The following is a 317-nucleotide window of genomic DNA, read 5'->3' on the forward strand; positions in this document are numbered from 1 at the left end:
CAGGGGCGTCCTCGCGTACGCCAACCGCGGTCCCGTCAAGCCGTGGCTCTACAAGACCTCCGTGGGTCTGATCGGCCTCGGGGTGATCGGGCAGATCGGCCACTTCCAGGAGCACGTGTCGCAGGCCGTGTACTGGATCGCCCACCCGACCTCGCCGGCCTGGATGACCCCGTGGGCCAACAGCCTGTCGCGCGGCATGGGCCAGGTGGACACGACCAAGCCCTCGCTGGGCATGGAGATCCTCCACCTCACCGGCAACTTCATCTTCCTCGCCGGCCTGGTCGGCATCGTGCTGATCACCAAGTGCGTCGCCGGAC

1 protein-coding gene is annotated in these 317 nt (G+C 67.8%); it reads left to right on the forward strand.

The annotated features are described in order from the left end of the window. Positions 1–61: 61 nt before the first annotated feature. On the forward strand, positions 62–317 hold a 256-nt coding region (locus tag ACFVUS_RS43900; protein WP_387781495.1), incomplete at its 3' end, for a DUF6008 family protein.

Source organism: Nocardia sp. NPDC058058 (genome assembly GCF_042885355.1).
In the GTDB taxonomy this organism is placed as follows: domain Bacteria; phylum Actinomycetota; class Actinomycetes; order Mycobacteriales; family Mycobacteriaceae; genus Nocardia.